Here is a 19083-nt window from a genome sequence, read left to right on the forward strand (position 1 = left end):
AGCTTTAACCAAAGATCCGGAACACTCCGATAAAGGAAAGAACAACGCTCATCACGATAAAGCTGACAGCAGCAAGCAGCAGCTGGTTGTAAAGCTTGTCCTTATCAACAGACTCCGGCGCGCAGCCGACACAGATGCCGCCGACCGTGGACAGCGGACTGATGACGACGCCGTTGGTTCCGACGATGACACCGATCACGATGCTCATGGAGGAGATGCCTAAGGTCTGGCTCAGCTCCGCGGAGAGCGGGATCAGGGTCGGCATAACGACTCCGGTACCGCTGGAGACAGCGCCCATAAGTCCGCCGAGTACCATCATGATCGGCTGGGCAGTTCTCTCGCCTATGATGTTCTCAAGACCGTCAGATAAGAATGCGATGCCGCCGCAGGTATTGACAACGCTGATCAGGACGGACATGCCGCAGATCAGGATGATCGTGCTCCACGGAACAGCCGCGATGGCTTTTTTCTGGTCGACAGCGCCGAGCATTAAGAGAACACCCGCGCACGCGAAGGAGATCAGTCCGATATTCTGTCCAAAAAAGATTACGCCGATGAGGACCACGAGGATCGCGGCGAGTGTCAGAGTCTGATTCTTATCAAATCCCGTAAAGTGCGGTGTCGCAGCGTTTTCCATCTTTTTCGGGTGAAGACCTCCGAGCAGAAAGTAGGCACCGATGGAAAAGAGCGTCATGGCTGTGGCGTATGCGCCCCAGAGCGGAAGGTAACCGGAAAGGCTTTCACCGATGATATTGTTTTCCACGGAGAGCTGTTGTGCCACGATTCCGTTGATGGCGAGGGGGGACAGGCCTCCGACCATAATACCGCCCATGGTGACAAGACTCATCATCAAAACCGAGATTCCGTTTTCAACTGCGACGAACAGGGCAATCGGCATGATGACTGCGACGATCAGTCCGCCTGCGCCTGCCGCGGAGATGATCGCGCCGAAGAGAAAGAAGATCACCGGCAGAATCTTCGCGTTTCCTCTTGCGAGGCATACGATGTTCCTGGAAAGTGCCTGCGTGGTGCCGTTTAAGGTTGCGATACCAAACAGGAATGTGGTGGCAAGAACGATAAAGAATACGCTCGTCGGCCAGTTTCCGGTAACGACTTTTGAGACATTGATTTCAGTGCCGCATTTTGCCGCTGCGATGGAGAAAATGTATGCCGCGACAAGACCGACAACACCGGCATTCTTTTTTGTGACTGCGCTGAAGGCGATAACCGCGATCAGAACGATTAAAGATGCAACTGCAATCATGATGTTAGAACCTCCTTTTTCTGCAATCGAAATTCGTGTGAAATGAAGCCATAATACGCTTCACTTCCGGCATTTATGCGATATTTAAGCGAAAAAAAATCTCCCCATGCATTGCTGCATGAAGAGACGATGATTTTCACCGCGTTACCACTCTGATTCGTCCATAGAAGACGCTGCTTTACAGGGTACCGGCCGGATACCCTTTCCCTGTAACGGGAGAACCCGTTTCCGCCTACCGTTCAAGTTCAGCGGAACCGCTCAGAAGCGAGTTCGAACTGTTTCATCCCACCGTGCTCCCAGCAACCACGGCTCTCTGTGGGGAATCCTGCAGCCTACTATTCTTCGTCTACGCGTATTTCGATTTTTTACGGTATCATTTTACTACTTTAATGTAAGATAGTCAAGAAAAAATTTGAAAAATTACAGCGAAATAGTTTGAAAAATCACAGCAGACGATCGAAATTGCCCGGGAACATTCATCGTTTTTATCATGACTCCGCAGACGGAATTAAGATCACTGATGCGTAGAACATCCCGTTCTTCCATTCAAACCGCGCATCTCCATGGTGCCGTTCAGCGATGAGACGGATAGACTGGGTGCCTATGCCGGGGCCACTGTGCTTTGTGGAGAGAAAACGCTTTCCTTCAAGAACAGGAGGCTTTCTGCAGGGATTGTCCACCGTGATGGCTATGAGGGAGGTGCCGGTCTGGCGGATATGGACCTTGATCGCGCCGCTTTCATCGTTTTCCCGACATGCGTCCACCGCGTTTTCCAGTAAATTTCCCAAAAGGACGCAGAATTCCGGCTCCGGGACCGGTATTTTCTTTTCCAGCTGTGCCTGGATCTCCAGAGCAGTTCCGGCTTTTTCTGCAATCTGCGCGTAGTAGCTAAGGATCGCGTTGACGGCCTGATTTTCACAGTAAGAAGGCAGCCATTCCGGCATCATATGTTTCCGGAAGGACGCGAGATAGTCTGAGATCGCGTCAAGATCTTTGTTCGCCGCGTATCCTGAGAGAACCGTGAGATGCTGACGGAGATCATGGCGGGCGATCCGCGTCTCGTCGATGGAGCGCTGGAGATTGCGGTACTGGGCGCTCTGGAGCTGCAAAAGCTCATTTTCCCTCAAAAGTCTCGTGTTCTGGTTCATCTCCGATGCCATCAGGTAGAACATAAAATAGAAGAGCAGGAGGAATGTCAGGAGCGCCAGAATTAAAATCGGGTAAAACTTCATGACCCGGTTCGTGTAGAGCGTCTCATAGTAGCGCGGACGAATCAGGCGGTTCAGCAGAAAGAATGCCGCCGGGAATACCCAGAATATATACCAGGTCTTCGCCATTTCGATATCTTCCACCAGCCATTTCGCGGCATGGGTTGCCGGATACCATACGATGACCACGATGAGAACGGAGAGCAGCAGGTGGATCCCCGCGCCCGGAAGCGTGAACAGACCGGAGGTGTTCGTCCGGTCAATGAGGGCATCTGCGACGAGTGTCAGGTTTGTGATGCAGGAGAAGACCGCGCAGACGGCGGTCAGGATACTGAACGGCTTCCAGAGGGCGAGATCACAGACCCGATGGAAGAATACCGCAAACAGGATAAAGGACGGCAGGACCCAGAAGTCTCTCGCAATCCCGAAGTCTGCGCAGACGAGGCCTCCGGCGAAAGCCCAGAGGATCGAGAGCGGGATACCGGTGAGAAAAATATTCAGCGGTTTTATGCGGAGCCGGTCCTGAACCGGAAGAAAGCAGAGAACCGCACAGGGCACCATGGAAAAAAACTCCAGAAAATACCGCATGACAAGGGACCAGAATGGGCTGTTCATACTCAACAATCTCCTCTCGTTTCTATATGTTCCATTATAACAAAGTTTTACTGTCCTGAAAGTACAACTCATGCAGGATTTTGACATCTTGTGCAGGGATGAGAAGTTTTAGGATACACAGAAAAAACGTCTGTAATGGATCAGGTAGATCCTTGTCAATGAGGCAGGAGTCTTATATGGATGAGATAAAATCTGCGGTAGAAATCCGGTGAGTGGAATATCATCGGATTCTGCCGCAGATTTTTTCAATATGGAACTTTTTATTATTTAGTGGAACGCCTCTTTTGCATACTGTTCCAGTTCATCCCTGAAATCCGGGTGCGCGATCGCGATCATGGCCTCGGCGCGCTCTCTTAAGGTCTTTCCGGAGAGATTTGCGATACCATACTCGGTCGCAACGCTCTGGATCATGGTACGCGGTGCGGAGACAGTGGAGCCGCCCGGGATGAACGGAACGATGTTGGACTTTAAGGTGCCGTCCTTTGCCTTTCTCGCGGAGTTGATGCAGATATATCCTTTTCCTCCGATGGAGCGGTAGGCACCCTCAAGGAAGTCCATCTGACCGCCGATGCCGGAGAGCTGTCGGGTTCCCGCGGACTCTGCATTCTCCTGACCCATAAGGTCAAGCTGTACACCGCCGTTGATGCTGATGACGTTCTTCATGGTTCCGATGCGCTGCGGATCATGGACATAGTCGAGATCAGCCGGGTGGAAAAGCTTCGGATTTTCTGCGATCCAGTCATAGAACTCCTGAGAGCCCATTGCGAGGTTCCATGTGGAGAGACCGGTGTCGAATTCTTTTTTTGCGTTTGTGAGCTTTCCCGCCTTCCAGAGGTTTAAGTAGGCATCGCTGATCGTACCGGTATGGCAGCCGAGATCCCTGAGATCGGATTCCGCCAACATGTTCGCGACAGTGAACGGAACGCCGCCGACGCCGAGAGATAGAACCGCGCCGTCCGGAATCTCGTTTACGACGAGCTTTGCGATCTGGATATCTGTCTCAGACGGAGCCTTGTAGGTTCTTATCGGAAGCGGCTCATGTTCGCCCTCTACGATATAATCCGCCTCGGAGAGATGGACACGGTGGGAACCGTCCACACCCTGAAGCTTCGGATAATGCTCATTGATCTCAAAGATCACAGTTCTTGCACTCTCAAACATGGTTCTCCATGCGAAGTTTGAGATGCCGAGACCACAGTAGCCGTTCTCATCCGGGGCAGATACCGGGACGAAGGCAACATCTGTCCGGATATAGCGCTGGCGGTAGAGCGTCGGGAGAAGGCGGAGTACCACCGGCATGAATTTTACGAGACCACGGGTCTGGAGTTTCCGTTCATAGTCACCGATATGCCAGCTGTAGTAGGAGAAGCTTTCCTGTTCCGGGTCAGCCTCAACAACCTCGATGCGCGGACGGATCACGAGACCGCCGCGAACTTTCACATCTTTTAAATGACCTTTTCTTGCGGCGAGCGCCTTGTCAAGAAGCTCCGGATATCCGCCGCCGAATCCATAGTCGACCCAGTCACCGTCTTTTACAGCAGCTGCAACGGCAGCTTCTGCAGTCACAAATTTGCTTTTAAAATTTTCCATATGTAATCCCTCACTATATAATATTTTCGGTAAAACATGAACGATACCATATATGTTCATTATAGGAGTTTTTTCGGTATGAAACAAGTAGATTATTGAGAGTTATGATATTGAATGGATATGGATCATATCAGAAAAAAATATATTTTATTCTGAATGCATGATCCGATCCTTCACATTTCGGATCGGAAACAACTTTATTTTTCGTCCAAGATGTAATATAATAAATTTATATTGCAGGCGGCAGAAATTACCGTTTCTGCCAAAAGAAAATAATGCATGAGGGGAGTCAAAACATGAAGGATTACATGAAGATCTACCAGGAATGGCTTGCCAATCCGTACTTTGACGAAAAGACGAAAGAAGAGCTTCGCGCAATCGCGAACGATGAAAACGAAATCAAGGAACGTTTCTATATGGATCTGGAGTTTGGTACCGCAGGACTTCGCGGAATCATCGGTGCCGGAATCAACCGTATGAATATCTATACAGTCCGCCGCGCGACTCAGGGACTTGCCAACTATATTATCAAACAGGGCGGAGCAGACAAGGGCGTTGCGATCGCGTTTGACTCCCGTCATATGTCCCCGGAATTTGCCATGGAGGCTGCAATGACACTCGCCGCAAACGGCATCAAGGCGTATAAATTCGAATCCCTGCGCCCGACACCGGAACTGTCCTTCGCAGTCCGTGAGTTAGGCTGCATCGCCGGTATCAACATCACCGCGAGCCATAACCCACCGGAATACAATGGATATAAGGTATACTGGGAGGACGGCGCACAGTTCACACCGCCGCATGATAAAGGGGTAACGGCTGAAGTTCTTGCGATCGAGGATCTCTCCACCGTGAAAACGACGACCGAGGAAGAGGCGTTAAAGAGCGGAAAATTCCAGGTGATCGGAAAAGAGATCGATGACAAATATATCGCCCAGGTAAAAGCCCAGGTAGTCAACCAGGAAGCGATCAACCGCATGCAGAAAGACATCACGATCGTCTACACACCGCTTCACGGAACCGGAAATATCCCGGCCCGCCGCGTTATGAAAGAGATCGGCTTCGAGAATGTCTATGTTGTGCCGGAGCAGGAACTTCCGAACGGAGATTTCCCGACCGTAAGCTACCCGAACCCGGAAGCCGCCGAGGCATTTGAGCTTGGCTTAAAGCTTGCGAAGGAGAAGAACGCGGACCTTGTTCTTGCAACGGACCCGGATGCAGACCGTCTCGGTGTCTATGTAAAAGATACAAAGTCCGGTGAATATATCCCGCTTACCGGAAATATGTCCGGCTCCCTGTTATGTGACTATGTGTTAAGCCAGAAACAGGCAGCAGGAAAGATCCCATCTGACGGCGAGGTCGTAAAGTCCATCGTTACCACAAATCTAGTTGACGCCGTTGCGAAACACTATGGCTGCAAGCTTGTCGAGGTTCTGACCGGCTTCAAGTATATCGGTCAGCAGATCTTAAAAGAAGAGACAACCGGCAAGGGAACCTATATGTTCGGTATGGAGGAGAGCTATGGCTGCCTGATCGGCACATATGCCCGTGATAAGGACGCGATCTCCGCAACTGCCGCTCTCTGTGAGGCTGCCGCTTACTACAAGGAAAAGGGCATGACCTTATGGGATGCGATGGTCGCAATGTACGAGAAGTATGGTTACTATAAGGATACCGTAAAATCCATCGGCTTAAAAGGAATTGAGGGACTTGCGAAGATCCAGGAAATTATGGAGAACTTCCGCAAGAACCCGCCGAAGGCACTTGGCGGTTACGAGGTAACTTCTGTCCGTGACTACAAGAAGAACACGATCACAGAGGTTGCGACGGGCGAAGTAAAGGAGACAGGTCTTCCGGAGTCCAATGTTCTTTACTATGATATGAACGACGGCGCATGGCTCTGCATCCGTCCGTCCGGAACCGAGCCGAAGATCAAATTCTACTATGGCGTTAAGGGAACCTCCCTTGATGATGCTGAGGCGAAGTCCAAAGCCGTCGGTGATGAGCTGATGGGCATGGTGGATAAGATGATGTAAGATCCCATAGGGTGGGGATAAGCGCAGGGAAGATGCTGCGAAACAATTAAGATCGAGTGCCTGAGGATCTGGCTGTGAAAAGCAGAGAGACTTGGGCAGAAAGGAAAAGCTCCCGGATGGGAACCGCATGTTATAGATATGATGTGGTTCTTTTCGGGAGCTTTTTTATCGCAAACGACTGCACCCGGTACGCGAAGGTGCCAGGCTTTGTTTCCTTTACAGGCGGGAGAGTTCAGCAAGGTACATCTGGGCTGCCGGGGAGAGGCGTACACGATTGCGGAAGATGCAGGAAGCAACAAGCTCACGATCGTGCCCGCTCTCGGGCCACAACCACTCCGGAACCGGAAGCGCGGTGATCTCAGGGGAATTTTCACGGTCATGAAGCGGAGCAATGCCGATCCCGATAGAATCCGTCTGCTCGACGATGCTGTAAAAAGAAGCACGGCTGTTCACATAGGTAATCCCGGAGAGCTGATCCTGACGGATAAGAGACTGGATTCCGTTCAGAATGCTGCTTTCTGCAGAAATCTGGGATGCCGCTTCGGCGGAATGCAGAACAAAACTGTATTGATCGAAAAGCTCCGGAGTCAGTGCATTTGGATCCTTCAGAACCGGATGGGCATTCCGGCAGAAAAGCTGAAGGGAAGAGTGAAACAGGATCTGTTCTTCCAGACTGTGAAGAGCCAGAAGCTCCTGTACCTTTTCGTTTTGGGATTCCGGATACACGATGAAACCGATATCTGCATGTCCGGCATCGAGTTCCCGGATGACTTCGTGTCCTGCCAGCTCGCGGTAAAAAAGGCGGAATGTCCGATCGTGCTGATCAGAAAAGGCATGGATCGTCTTACTCAGGGCATCATTCTCGGGAAAACAGCAGTCTGCAGCAATCCGAAGACGGCAGGAGTCCAGGTGCTCCCGGAATGTCTGGCGGAACTGCTCTGCATGTTCAAGGAGATCCCGGCTCATATCGAGAAACAGACGTCCGGATTCCGTCGGGATGATCCCTGTTTTTCCGCGGGTAAAGATCGTGATCCCGTATTCTTTTTCTGTCTCACGGAGAACTTTACTCAGGTACGGCTGGGTCACAGACAGCCGCTTTGCGGCCGCCGATAGAGAGCCGGAGTCGGAGATCTCGAGGAGATATTGCATGTTTTGAAGGTTCATTTGGAGGTAGCTCCTTTGTTGTAAAAAAATCATAAAAATAGTATAATTAAGTCTATATGAAAACAATGAATCTGTCAAACAGGAGAGATGTGGAAAGTCAGCAGTAAAGTCTGCTGCTACCGCTGCAACAGATGGAAATACGACTTGAAAAATTTTTGCTCGTGAAGAGCAGTCAGACAAAAAAATAATGAAAGGAAGATCCGGATTCCGGACAGAAGCGATGGATAAAAAAGAATTTGTTTTAAAAGCAGTTGCGGACAAAAAAGACCTGATCGTCGAGGTGAGTGACAAAATTTTTGATTATGCGGAGACAGGCTTTCATGAATTTAAGACCGCAAAACTCTACGAGGATGTTCTGAAAAAAGAAGGATTCCAGGTGGAAATGGGAGTCGGCGGCATGCCGACGGCATTTAAAGCTACATATGGAACAGAAAAGCCGGTGATCGGATTTTTAGCGGAATATGACGCTCTTCCGGAGCTGTCCCAGGAAGGCGGCTGCACGATGAGAAAGAAAGCCGAAGGGGAGAACCCGGACGGACATGGCTGCGGCCACAACCTGCTCGGTGCGGGAGCCATGGCGGCAGCGCTTGCAGTGAAAGCGTATCTTGAGGAGCATCCGGAAGCGGGAAGCGTGGTCCTTTTTGGATGCCCGAGCGAGGAAAAAGGCGACGGCAAGGCGATCATGGCAAGAGAGGGAATCTTTGACGGCGTGGATGCGGCGTTCACCTGGCATCCGGGCGATAAGAACGAAATCTGGTCGGAGTCCACTCTGGCGAATGTCAGCGTCTTCTTTAACTTCAAAGGTGTGACCTCCCATGCAGCGGCAGCTCCGGAACTCGGAAGATCTGCGCTGGATGCGGCGGAACTCATGAGCGTCGGCGTCAATTATCTTCGGGAACATATCATCTCTGACGCGAGGGTCCACTACGCGTACCGTGATGTCGGAGGAATCGCCCCGAATGTTGTCCAGGGACACAGCCGCGTTCACTATTTCATCCGCGCGCCAAAGTCCTGGCAGGTAAAGGAAATCTACAGGCGTGTGGTTGATGTGGCAGAAGGCGCTGCAAAGATGACAGGGACTGAGATGACATATGAGCTCTATGCAGGCCTTTCCGATTACATCCCGAACCATGTACTCTCGGAAGTTCTTCATGAGTCCATGGAGGAGATCGGCGCTCCGGCTTACGATGAGGCGGATTTTGCGCTGGCATCCAGATTCTTCCATGAGACCGCGACGCCGGAGGAACTGGAGGCAAAGCGAGCGTCCCTGCGGAAACTCTTTGGTGCAGATCATCTGGATGAGATCGAAGCCCGCCCGCTCCACACCCAGATCTCTCCGCTTGTATGGACTGGAAAGGTCCAGGCGGGTTCCACCGACGTCGGCGATGCCAGCTATGTGATCCCAACGGCGATGTGTACCACGGCGACAGCGACTCTCGGCACTGCCGCCCACACCTGGCAGATGACCGCACACGGCAACACGGAGATCGCCCACAAGGCAATGTTAAATGCGGGTGAGGCCATAGCATTGGCCGCCTTAAAGACCATGGAAAGCCCGGAAATCTTAAAGAAAGCCCACGACGAATGGCTGGCCGAGACAAACGGCATCTACGAATGCCCGATCCCGAAGGAGATCGGACCGAGGCTGGAGGATTAAGGGAGCTGCGTGCACAATCGAAAATAGAGGAGCAATACAATGAGACAGGAAACCATAGACAGGATCCGAAAATTCACCGATGACCGCGACTGGAACCAGTTCCATTCTGCTGCCAATCTGGCAAAATCCATTGTCATTGAGGCAGCAGAACTTCTGGAATGCTTTCAGTGGAGTGATGAGGAGTATGATCTTCAGCATGTGAAAGAAGAGCTGGCAGATGTGATCGTCTACTCACAGAACCTTTTAGACAAGCTGGGGCTGGATGCAGATGAGATCGTGAATATGAAAATGGGGATGAATGAGAAAAAGTATCCGGTGGAAAAGGCGCGGGGGAAGTCTGCGAAGTATGATCAGTTGTAGGGACTAGAGAAGAATGCTGCAGGGCAGCCATACAGCGTGGATTGGCTGCCGGCGGATCTTGGAGTTGTGGGGAAGATTGAGAAGTGGATGGAGAAAGAAATCTGATAAATTTTTTGCTTTCGATATGCAAGACCAAATTATAGGACACCTAATGTGATATACTGTGTCTCAAAGAGGTACAGAAAGTCAAACATATGGAAAATATCCATAGGATCCTGCGAATCTGCGGATAACCCGATCGGGCAGATGGTGATGGATTCAGAAAATATGGAAAGAAAAATGCAAAGGAATCTCTGAATGAAGAAACACAAAGTATACCTGCAGGACCTGCTCAATGAGTATCCGGAGTCGGAAGACTATCAGAAATTCTATACATATGTGATGGAGCTGATCAGGAGAGACGAGCTTGTTCCGATGAAAAATGCGAAGAGCAACGGCCGGAGACCGGCGCTTCCGCTCAGCTTCTGGAAATATGAAGACAAACCGGATTATACGGATATCTATGAGGAACTGAAGTATAAGTATCATCCTCTGATCAATACTTCCTATTACAGGAACCATCCGGAATGCTATGAGACGGACAAGGAGAAACTTCAGATTCTGAGTGATTATTTGAAAGATCATTCCAAACTGCTTGATATCGAGGAGACGATGAATGAGCGGAGCTTCGAGATCTTCCGTCGGGAAAAGTTTTTCCAGAGAGAGGGCGGTCTCGAATTTTGCAGGAAAATTGGGATCAGTCGGGAACAGCTGGCATTTTATGAGACTTCTGAGCCGCTCTCTTATTATTCCCGGTCCAAACAGACCCCTCAGAACATTCTGATCGTGGAGAATAAAGACACATTTTTTGATATCCGGCGCTGTATGAATGCGGGGCATGACCGGATCCTTGGAAAACAGTTTGGTACTGTGATCTACGGGGCAGGAAAAGGAATCTGGAAGACGTTTGCGGATTATGTGAATGGGGCAGAATCCTATTTCCTTGGGGATAATGAATTGTTCTATTTAGGAGATCTTGATTATGAGGGGATTCTGATCTATGAACATCTTCTGGAGCAGAAAGAGTACCAATGGGACAGGCAGGGAAATGGCAGTGCCGAAATGATCCAACTTTTCCGGAAAGCATACGAGGCGATGCTGGATAAGGCGCTTCAGATTGGTTTTTCAGCTCTTCCTGACATGAAGGAAAAGCAGAATTCGAATATTGGAACGGTATTTCTGGATGTGTTTGATGAGGAGAGAAGGAGACAGATCCATGAAATCCTGTCAGCAGGAAAATATATTCCACAGGAAATTCTAAATGAGCATGACTGGTAGCCAACCGACAGAAGAGATACGGAAAGGTTATGATAAATGAACAAAACTGGTGATAAAAGATGATCGAGAAAGATTTTTTAAAGAATTTTGAGCAGCGAATGAAATTTGTCGGGAGGTATGCGTTGCTCTGCAGCAACAGCTTTGGAAAGCAGCAGTGGAAGGATTACGGCATAGAGACGCGGGATGAGCAGATGAATATGTTGTTTACACTGCTGCTTTTTATCATGGAGTATTCTTTGCGGGAAGAAAACTGCACGATGGACGATATTGCGGCGTTCGTGGAGGACATCAGTTACGAGTACCATGCGAAAAAGCTGAGCTTTGAGCAGAGTCGGGACTTTGCGAGATTTATGGTGGAGGATATCCTTGGAAACAGCGGTTCTTCCATGTATTTTAAGGCTTTTGACTATGAAAAACGGACATATAAGGAAATCAACATCCGTTATATCGACAACAAGGTCGTGTATCTGGAGAGTGGCGTCAGAAGAACATCCTATTACCTGACGGACGAGGGTTACAATATGATGCTCTCCACGATGGAAATGGAAAATAATCTGAAACTTTCGGTCCATGAAATGCTCTTTAAGCTGCATCTGGAAAAGGCAGATTATAACAGGGCTGTGGAAGATATCAAAAATATCTTCAGTCAGCTTAGAAAACAGAGCCAGAAGATCGAGGAGGCAATCCTGTCGGTCCGGAGAAATGCGTTGGCTTATTCAGTAGAAGAATATGGGCAGCTGGTGGAGGACAACATCAACACTGTAGTCGAGACAAGAGAAAAATTCAATCTTCACAGGCAGTTTATCGACGAGAAAATTGAAGAATTTGAAGAAAAACAGATGAATGCGGAAACATTCACGGAAAAAGAAAAGGGCAACCTGAACAATCTTCGTGTGATCGGAAGATATCTGACGCAGACTCTGGATGAACACCAGAGAATCCTCGGTCAGCATTTTGATCTGAAGAAATTATATGATGAAGAGCTGGAAAATTACTCGAACATGACACTGGTCCAGCGGTTTCCGTTCCGGAGTGATGTGTATGATAAGGTATTAAAAGATGTCTCGCTCCTGAAAAATGTTGATAAAATTTTTAGTCCGTTATTTACCGGACGGGTGGGGAAGATCTTTAATCCGGAGAAAATGCTGGAATATCAGAAAAAGTTAAAAAAAGCGGATGTGGAAGACGAGACCGTGGAGCTGGATTTTGATGAAGAGGAGTACAACCGGGAGAAAGAAGAGCGCAGGAAAGAACGGATGAAAAAATATGAGGGCTGTGTGAAGGGAATCCTGGAACAGCTTCTCAAATATAAAGAAATGACGCTGGAAATCTTAAATACGGTGTGTACAGAAGAAGAACGGACACAGCTTCTTCCGACTGCAGAGATTTTTCGCGAGGTGATCATCGAATTCCTGACAGCGGGCACAATCGATATCGGAGCACTTCAAAATGAACAATCGGATTATCTCATGGATGCGTCAGATGGGTTTGTACTGAATGAGATGTTACTTGGTCTGATGGAAGACCGGGAATTCCGGAAAATCGGAAAGATGTTTATTTTCCCGATGGAAGACAGTGCGCATGTGTACTTTAAGAATGTAATGGATGAAAACGGAAACAGAAGAAATTTCAGATGTTCCAACGTGGGATTCCGGTATGAGGAGAGATAGAAGATGGCATACGAAGCAGAGATGATCACATACAGCCAGAAAATATTTTATTATCTTTTGTGCCACGGGGCACTGAGTGACCTGGATGCGGAAGTCAATGATCTGTATCGCGCGTATGTGGAACATGAAGAGATCATGAATCTCGTGAAAAATCAGGCGGAAATTGCAGACTGCAGAATCGAGCGGTACGGGACGACGATCTATCTGATGCCGGATATCGACAATAAATACCTCGGTTTTACGAAGGCAGACCTGAAAAAAGAATTATGTAAACCGAATGCTACAGACCGGGATTATTATCTGGCACAGTTCGTAATCCTGACGCTGTTGGTGGAATTTTATGACGGACAGGGAAGTACCAGTAAATCCAGGGAATTTTTAAAACTCGGGGAGCTGCAGAATCTCGTATCAGAGCGTCTGAAAGCAGGACTTGCGCTTGAACAGGAGCGGGAACAGGATGGAACAAATCTTTACACAGAAATGTATGAAAATGTCCTGGATTACAAGAGTATGAGCGAGGCCTATGAGTCCTTAAAAAGCGCGGAAACGGGAAGCCGGTCAAAGTATACAAAGGAAGGCTATGTGAGCATTATCTGTGAGTTTCTCGATCGGCAAGGGTTGATCGTTTTCGTCCGGGAAGATGAGATGATCAAGACGACGGCAAAGCTGGACAATGTGATGGAGTATAAGATCCTGAATAAAGAAAACTATGCAAGGATCATGGAGGCATTGGGGGAAACATATGAGTAAGATAGCGAGGATCCGTATTTTAAACCTGAACTATAACAATAACACCATCAAAATTGATGACGAGATGTTTGACTTCAATGGTCAGAACACACTCATCTCCCTGAGAAACGGCGGCGGAAAAAGCGTGCTGGTACAGATGATTGTGAGCCTTTTTGTCAACCGCTCATATCGTGATTTCGGAGACCGGCCGTTTAAGAGCTATTTTACGACGAACCGGCCGACATTTATCATGACAGAATGGATCCTGGATAATAAAGCCGATCGTTTCCTGGCAGGTATGATGGTCAGGAAAAGCCAGCGGGAAGACAATGACGCGGAAGAGCTGGAAATGTACACTTTTACCGGCAATTATTCAAAAGCCTGCAGCTATGATATTGAGAATCTTCCGGTCATCAGACAGGAAGGTAGCAAAAAGATCCTGAGGGGATTTTCTGAATGCAAAAACCTGTTGGAGGAGATCAGTAAAAGTGAGTCGAGAAACTTTCGGCTGTATGACATGACCAGCTCCTATGGAAGAGGCCAGTATTTTAATAAACTTCGCGAGTATCAGGTCAACAATAAAGAATGGGAGAGCATCATCCGAAAGGTCAACCAGAAGGAGTCGGGACTTTCAGAGCTTTTCCAGAATGCCAAAGATGAGAAGAATCTGGTGGAAAACTGGTTCCTTCGCCCTATTGAAGATAAATTAAACCAGGAAAAGAATAAGACGGATGAGTTCCGGAAACTTGCGTTCCAGTTTATTGAACAATACAAGAGTAATCAGTCGAAAATTCAGCGGAAAGGGATCATTGAACAGTATTTTGAGGACACGAAGCCATTGAAAGTCCAGATCGATGATTATGTTCAGAAAGATCATGATGCAGCGGCTCTCAGAACAGAGATGATCCTTTATGTGAAGGCGCTGCAGAGAGAATTGAAGCGGCTGGAGACGGAAATTGCTGCCGGACAGGAGAAAATAGACCAGATCAAAAGGGAACAGAGACGGATCGTTTATGAGAAGCTCTCATATGGAATTTACATTGATGAGGACCGGAAGACAGCACTCCTTGCGAAGAGAACGCAGCAGGAGACGGCGATCACAGAGCTGACCTATCGGAAAAATCAGTTGACACGGGAGATCGACCGGTATGATCTTCATAAGCTCTATCAGGAATTAAAGGATTTTGAACGTCAGAAGGCCGAGGTAGATGCAAAGCTGCAGGTGCTTTTACAGAAGACGGAAGAATCAAAGGATGAGATCGGAAAGATCGGAAGTCAGCTGTATGCGCTGTATTCCGGGAAGGCAGAGAAGCTGGAGAAACAGAAGAAGCGGGAAGAAGAAAATCGTGTCGAGACTGAAAATACGAAAAAGGAAGTAGAGAAGGAATTCGGTGAAAATGAGCAGAAGATCCGAAAATTAGGCGTAGATATCGGTGCATTGACTTCAAGAGTGAAAAGCTTTGATGAGGTGGAAGACACCTTTAACAGAGAATTCAGTGCAGATCTGAGACGAAATATCGTAGGTCTTTATGTGGATGGTGCACTGGAGATTTTTCGGAAAGAAATGGAAGCAGGGCATCAGGAAAAGAAAAATGAATCGGCAAAATATGCCGGAAAACTTCTCGAGCAGGAACAGACACAAAAAAGACTTTCCCGGGAAATAGTGGATGGAAATTTAAAAGCCAACGATCTCGCACATCAGCTGGACAGTCTTTCTAAGAAACTTCTGGATCTGGAGAAACAGAAGAATGAACGCCTGAGAATCATGAAGTATGTCGGCATGGATGAAGCCCATATGGATCAGAAAAATCTGATTCTGGATCAGCTGGACGGAAAGATGAAAGAGCTGGACATGGAAAGAGACAGTCTGATCCAGAAAAAAGCCGCTCAGGAGAAACAGCTCCGGCAGCTGAAGGAAGGAAAAACGACAGAGCTTCCGGAAAATATCAGGACCTACCTGGAACAGAACGGAATCGACCCGGTATACGGAATGGAATGGCTCACGAAAAACGGACGGACGGCGGCAGAGAATGCGGAGCTTGTAAAGAAAAATCCGTTTATTCCGTATTCTGTTGTGATGGAGCGGGCGGATTTTGAACGGTTCAGAAAGAATGAGGAGGAACTGTATACGAGCTTTCCGATCCCGATCATCATAAAAGACGAACTGGAACAGGAGCGGCAATCTGTGGATGCGAGATTTGCAGTCTATGGAAATGTGCATTTTTATGTCATGTTCAATACACATCTTCTTGATCGGGAGGAGCTGGAAAAGATTCTGGAGACGATCAGGAGGAAGATTGAAAGTCTGAAAAAGTCAATCGGGGACAAGGAATCGGACCTGGAAACCTACCGAAACTATAGGAGTAAAATTGAAAGTCAGACGTTCAGTACCACTTTGTATCAGCAGACAGAAAAAGAGATTACGGATCAGAAAAAAGAGAGTGAATCAGTGAAAGAACGTCTCCAGGAGATCCGGCGGGAGCAGGGCAGACTGGATGAAGAAAAAGAAGAGACGAAAAAGCTTGCGGAGACGGTGAAACGGCAGATCGATAAGCTGAACAGGGAGAAGCACCAGTTTGATATTCTCTGCAAAAAATATGAGCAGTACGAGACAGAGCGGATGAGTCTGGAACGCCTGAACAAGGAAAATACAGAATTGACGGCGAAAGAAAGTGCTCTTAAGATCAGAATGATAGAGCTTCAGGAACAGGAGATTGGACTCCGGGCGCTGGTGAAGGAAATTTCGGAGCAGATCGACCGTGTGCAGAAACAAAAAGAAAAATTTGAAACTTTTGCTGAAACAGCCGGAAATCATGAACGTACCGGTCAGGAATCTGCGGATCCGGCAGAACTGGAAGCGAGATATTATGCACTGACGAAAGAAATATCGGATAGTGTCGATGAACTTCGAAAAGCGCAGAATGACTGGATCGGAAGAATCCAGGGGAAAAAGAAAGATATTCAAAAGAAAAATGAGGACAGCCGGATTCCGGAGGAGGAGTACCGGGAACTGATCTGCCCGGAAGAACAGTATGACAGCTGGAAATGTCAGAAAAAGCAGACAGAAAAAGAGCTGAATCAGGCAGTTGAAAAGAATGTCAGTCTGGGAGAACAACTGGGTGTTTTGAAACATCAGATCGAGACCAATATGAAAAACCTGAAAAAGGAAACGGGATTTGATCAGCCGGTCGATCGAAAGACGATTACAGACATAAACTTTAAAGAACGCTGGAATTTACAAGAATATGATCTCAGGACAGAGCTGCAGAAGCAGTCGCGTCTTCAGGAGAGAAATATCCAGCTGTCTGCACAGGTTGCGGTTGTAGCGGAATATGAGGATGAGATGCTTCCGGAAGCTGAAATGCTCACGCAGACAGAAGAGGGGCAAGAGGATGCCTTGACTGCCATCCAGGCACAGATTCCGGATATCCGAAATGCGGAGATCGAGGCTGTTAAAACGTATCAGAAAGAGATTCGCAGAAAAATGGCGGAGATTTCCAAAGCTCTGGATCAATGCAGACTCAGCATGTCAGAAATGATCCGCGAGATTGCGTCCGGTAAAGAGTACGCGGATGATTATTTCAGGAAAACGTTTGACAGCCTGCTCTCGCAGACTGCCAGTCCGCAGAATCTGTCCCGTCAGTTTGAGCTGAACCGCCAGGCATACGAAAATCAGCTGGAAAAACTGAAGATCGACCTTGCGCATATCGATGATGAGCAGAAAAATCTGGAAATGATGTTCCTGGAATACATTGAGCAGATCAATGCGAATATCGGCATGATTGACAAAAATTCTACGATCTCTGTGCGCGGCAGAAGCCTCAAAATGCTGCGAATCCAGGTACCGGACTGGGAGACGGAAAAAGAGCATTTCCGCCTGAAGCTGCATGATTATTTTGAACATGTGGTGAAAATGGGAATCGAGACGATCGAGAAGAATGAAAATCTGACGGAGTTCCTGGGACGGGTGATCACGACGAAAAAGCTGTATGATGACATCGTAGGAATCCAGAATGTGAAGATCCGGTTGTATAAAATCGAGGCGGAACGGGAGGTTGCGATCTCCTGGTCCGAGGTATCGGCAAACTCCGGCGGCGAAGGTTTCCTGTCCGCATTTGTGATCCTGACCTGTCTCTTAAGCTATATGAGGCGGGATGAGACCGACATCTTTAATTCCGGCGAGGAAGGAAAGGTCCTAATCATGGACAACCCGTTTGCGCAGACAAACGCGGAACATCTTCTGAAACCGCTGATCGAGATGGCGAAAAAGACGAACACGCAGCTGATCTGCCTTTCTGGGCTCGGAGGCGATTCCATCTATAACCGGTTTGACAACATCTATGTACTGAAACTCATCGAATCCAGCATCCGAAATGGAGTGCAGAGAGTTGACGTGACCCACGTGAAAGGCGATGATCCCAAAAGGATGGTATTATCAGACTTCAAGATGGAACAGATAAGTATGTTTGATATGGATTTTGAAGGGTAGGGATTTTCTGCACTGAAAATTCCGTATGATACTGTCGCGGCAGCAGATTTTTCCGATTCAGGATGCGAAGCATCGGCAAAATCCAGTTCCAGTACACAGGCGAAAAGGGCGTGTGTACTGGAACTGTTTGATATGGAGGCTGAGGAGTAGGAAACAGCGCGTTGCTTTCCGTAGTATCGGTTTTCTGTTATGATACTGGTAACGGAGGTGCACGAAATGGAGACAAAGGACGTTATTTTTGGACTGCGGACAAAAAAGAGTTTATCTCAGGACGAACTGGCTGCGAAGGTCATGGTCACGAGGCAGGCGGTGTCCCGATGGGAAAACGGAGTTTCCCATAGTTAAAGATACCACACCAAATATGATGAACCCACGCTTATACACTACCAGCTATAATAAACCGCAAGGACAGCAATTTGATGATACTGCTGTCCTTTCTTTTATAAAATTGCAGTACACATAAAAAAGCTGTAAAATGATAAATATATTTGTCCTTGTAACAATTCTCGGACATTTGCCTGTTATACTATCTGCAAAAAGCAAAGGAAGTGAGAATATGGAGCAGATTTTAATTGTCGAGGACGACAGTTTTTTGAATAAGATGTTAGACTATAACCTGACCGCAGACGGCTACGGCGTGACTTCTGCCCTAAATGCCAGAACCGCAGCCGACGCCATCCGCCAGCGGGAATTTAATTTAGTGCTGCTGGACATCAACCTGCCGGACGGGAACGGTTTTGAACTGTGCAAGCTGATAAAGCCCCAGCACCCGGATACCATCGTGATTTTCCTGACCGCCAACGATCAGGAGAGCGACCAGATACGGGGTTATGAGGTGGGCGCGGTGGACTACATCACAAAGCCCTTTGTGATCGGGGCCTTGCAGCGGAAAATCAAAGCCATGTTCGCCATGCTGGAACACCACAAACCGGCCAAGGACATTTACGACGACGGGCGGCTGTTTCTGGACTTCTCGGAGCAGACGGC

Annotated in this window: 13 protein-coding genes and 1 other annotated feature; of the genes, 9 read left to right on the plus strand and 4 right to left on the minus strand. The window is 48.2% G+C overall.

Annotated features, from left to right (window positions below; all coding sequences use genetic code 11):
- Window positions 1–4 precede the first annotated feature (4 nt).
- The 3 genes from GPK90_RS17140 to GPK90_RS17150 form a co-directional block, all read right to left on the minus strand.
- Window positions 5–1297 carry an SLC13 family permease gene (locus GPK90_RS17140; protein WP_346011299.1) on the minus strand — a complete coding sequence of 431 codons (1293 nt, stop codon included), beginning with the start codon at window positions 1295–1297 and terminating at the stop codon, window positions 5–7.
- An 86-nt stretch (window positions 1298–1383) separates the two neighbouring features.
- Window positions 1384–1622 (minus strand) — a binding site (T-box leader).
- A gap of 130 nt (window positions 1623–1752) precedes the next feature.
- Window positions 1753–3087, minus strand: coding sequence for a sensor histidine kinase (locus tag GPK90_RS17145; RefSeq protein WP_215703529.1), 1335 nt, complete (start codon window positions 3085–3087; stop codon window positions 1753–1755).
- Window positions 3088–3354: 267 nt separating this feature from the next.
- Window positions 3355–4677, minus strand: coding sequence for an acetyl-CoA hydrolase/transferase family protein (locus GPK90_RS17150; RefSeq protein ID WP_215703530.1), 1323 nt, complete (start codon window positions 4675–4677; stop codon window positions 3355–3357).
- 296 nt (window positions 4678–4973) lie between these two features.
- On the opposite strand from GPK90_RS17150, the gene GPK90_RS17155 reads away from it, so the two are divergent.
- Window positions 4974–6710, plus strand: a complete 1737-nt coding sequence (locus GPK90_RS17155) for a phospho-sugar mutase (protein WP_118515212.1) — start codon at window positions 4974–4976, stop codon at window positions 6708–6710.
- Between the two features lie 216 nt (window positions 6711–6926).
- Here the strand turns inward: GPK90_RS17155 and GPK90_RS17160 are convergent, their stop codons facing one another.
- Window positions 6927–7874, minus strand: a complete 948-nt coding sequence (locus GPK90_RS17160) for a LysR family transcriptional regulator (RefSeq protein WP_215703531.1) — start codon at window positions 7872–7874, stop codon at window positions 6927–6929.
- 220 nt (window positions 7875–8094) lie between these two features.
- On the opposite strand from GPK90_RS17160, the gene GPK90_RS17165 reads away from it, so the two are divergent.
- The 8 genes from GPK90_RS17165 to GPK90_RS19240 all read left to right on the plus strand — a co-directional run.
- On the plus strand, window positions 8095–9531 hold the full coding sequence (locus tag GPK90_RS17165; RefSeq protein WP_215703532.1) for an amidohydrolase: 1437 nt from the start codon (window positions 8095–8097) through the stop codon (window positions 9529–9531).
- A 39-nt stretch (window positions 9532–9570) separates the two neighbouring features.
- On the plus strand, window positions 9571–9891 hold the full coding sequence (locus tag GPK90_RS17170) for a nucleotide pyrophosphohydrolase (RefSeq protein WP_215703533.1): 321 nt from the start codon (window positions 9571–9573) through the stop codon (window positions 9889–9891).
- Window positions 9892–10188: 297 nt separating this feature from the next.
- Entirely contained in the window at window positions 10189–11208 is a 1020-nt protein-coding gene (locus GPK90_RS17175; RefSeq protein ID WP_215703534.1) for a Wadjet anti-phage system protein JetD domain-containing protein, read from the plus strand.
- A 59-nt stretch (window positions 11209–11267) separates the two neighbouring features.
- Entirely contained in the window at window positions 11268–12878 is a 1611-nt protein-coding gene (locus tag GPK90_RS17180) for a hypothetical protein (protein WP_118606767.1), read from the plus strand.
- Between the two features lie 3 nt (window positions 12879–12881).
- The gene (locus GPK90_RS17185; RefSeq protein ID WP_118532332.1) at window positions 12882–13628 is read left to right on the plus strand and encodes a DUF6063 family protein; all 747 of its coding nucleotides are present in this window, start codon (window positions 12882–12884) and stop codon (window positions 13626–13628) included.
- Complete coding sequence (locus tag GPK90_RS17190) at window positions 13621–18096, plus strand: coiled-coil domain-containing protein (RefSeq protein ID WP_215703535.1); 4476 nt, start codon at window positions 13621–13623, stop codon at window positions 18094–18096. The genes GPK90_RS17185 and GPK90_RS17190 overlap by 8 nt, the downstream gene beginning before the upstream one ends.
- Before the next feature lie 216 nt (window positions 18097–18312).
- Window positions 18313–18441 (plus strand): helix-turn-helix domain-containing protein, encoded by a 129-nt coding sequence (locus tag GPK90_RS17195; RefSeq protein ID WP_346011297.1) that lies wholly within the window; start codon window positions 18313–18315, stop codon window positions 18439–18441.
- A 211-nt stretch (window positions 18442–18652) separates the two neighbouring features.
- Window positions 18653–19083: response regulator transcription factor (locus GPK90_RS19240; protein ID WP_252197567.1), on the plus strand; the 431-nt coding region annotated here is incomplete at its 3' end.

It is taken from the genome of Clostridium sp. MCC344 (genome assembly GCF_018785365.1).
GTDB lineage: Bacteria > Bacillota > Clostridia > Lachnospirales > Lachnospiraceae > Pilosibacter.

Coding starts and splice junctions, on each gene's coding strand:
- GPK90_RS17145 (WP_215703529.1), bottom strand. CDS start 3,087: ATGAACAGCCCATTCTGGTCCCTTGTCATGCGGTATTTTCTGGAGTTT.
- GPK90_RS17150 (WP_215703530.1), bottom strand. CDS start 4,677: ATGGAAAATTTTAAAAGCAAATTTGTGACTGCAGAAGCTGCCGTTGCA.
- GPK90_RS17155 (WP_118515212.1), top strand. CDS start 4,974: ATGAAGGATTACATGAAGATCTACCAGGAATGGCTTGCCAATCCGTAC.
- GPK90_RS17160 (WP_215703531.1), bottom strand. CDS start 7,874: ATGAACCTTCAAAACATGCAATATCTCCTCGAGATCTCCGACTCCGGC.
- GPK90_RS17165 (WP_215703532.1), top strand. CDS start 8,095: ATGGATAAAAAAGAATTTGTTTTAAAAGCAGTTGCGGACAAAAAAGAC.
- GPK90_RS17170 (WP_215703533.1), top strand. CDS start 9,571: ATGAGACAGGAAACCATAGACAGGATCCGAAAATTCACCGATGACCGC.
- GPK90_RS17175 (WP_215703534.1), top strand. CDS start 10,189: ATGAAGAAACACAAAGTATACCTGCAGGACCTGCTCAATGAGTATCCG.
- GPK90_RS17180 (WP_118606767.1), top strand. CDS start 11,268: ATGATCGAGAAAGATTTTTTAAAGAATTTTGAGCAGCGAATGAAATTT.
- GPK90_RS17185 (WP_118532332.1), top strand. CDS start 12,882: ATGGCATACGAAGCAGAGATGATCACATACAGCCAGAAAATATTTTAT.
- GPK90_RS17190 (WP_215703535.1), top strand. CDS start 13,621: ATGAGTAAGATAGCGAGGATCCGTATTTTAAACCTGAACTATAACAAT.
- GPK90_RS17195 (WP_346011297.1), top strand. CDS start 18,313: ATGGAGACAAAGGACGTTATTTTTGGACTGCGGACAAAAAAGAGTTTA.